The 886-nt window shown below is 70.0% G+C and carries 1 protein-coding gene; it reads left to right on the plus strand.

Annotated features, from left to right (window positions below):
* Positions 1 to 2: 2 nt before the first annotated feature.
* Positions 3 to 886, plus strand: an 884-nt coding sequence (gene trxB, locus NQU55_RS36185) for a thioredoxin-disulfide reductase (protein ID WP_256791874.1), incomplete at its 3' end; no start/stop codon positions are given.

Here is an 886-nt window from a genome sequence, read left to right on the forward strand (position 1 = left end):
TCATCGGCTCCGGGCCCGCGGGCTACACGGCCGCGCTCTACACCGCCCGCGCCTCGCTGAAGCCGCTGGTCTTCGAGGGCGCCGTGACCGCCGGTGGTGCCCTGATGAACACCACCGATGTCGAGAACTTCCCCGGCTTCCGTGACGGCATCATGGGCCCGGACCTCATGGACAACATGCGGGCGCAGGCCGAGCGCTTCGGCGCCGAGCTGGTCCCGGACGACATCGTCGCGGTCGACCTGAGCGAAGAGATCAAGACCGTCACGGACTCCGCGGGCACCGTCCACCGCGCCAAGGCCGTGATCGTCACGACCGGCTCGCAGCACCGCAAGCTGGGCCTGCCCCGCGAGGACGAGCTCTCGGGCCGCGGCGTCTCCTGGTGCGCCACCTGCGACGGCTTCTTCTTCAAGGACCACGACATCGCCGTCATCGGCGGCGGTGACACCGCGATGGAGGAGGCCACCTTCCTCTCGCGGTTCGCCAAGTCCGTCACCGTCGTCCACCGCCGTGACACCCTGCGGGCCAGCAAGGCCATGCAGGAGCGCGCCTTCGCCGACCCGAAGATCTCCTTCGTGTGGGACAGCGAGGTCGCCGAGATCCACGGCGAGAACAAGCTCTCGGGCCTGACCCTGCGCAACCTCAAGAGCGGCGAGACCTCCGAGCTGCCGGTGACCGGCCTGTTCATCGCGATCGGCCACGACCCGCGCACCGAGCTCTTCAAGGGGCAGCTGGAGCTGGACGACGAGGGCTACCTCAAGGTGGACGCCCCCTCCACCCGCACCAACCTGACCGGTGTGTTCGCCGCCGGCGACGTCGTGGACCACACCTACCGCCAGGCCATCACCGCCGCCGGTACCGGCTGCTCCGCGGCCCTGGACGCCGAGCG

This window comes from Streptomyces telluris (genome assembly GCF_024519335.1).
In the GTDB taxonomy this organism is placed as follows: domain Bacteria; phylum Actinomycetota; class Actinomycetes; order Streptomycetales; family Streptomycetaceae; genus Streptomyces; species Streptomyces telluris.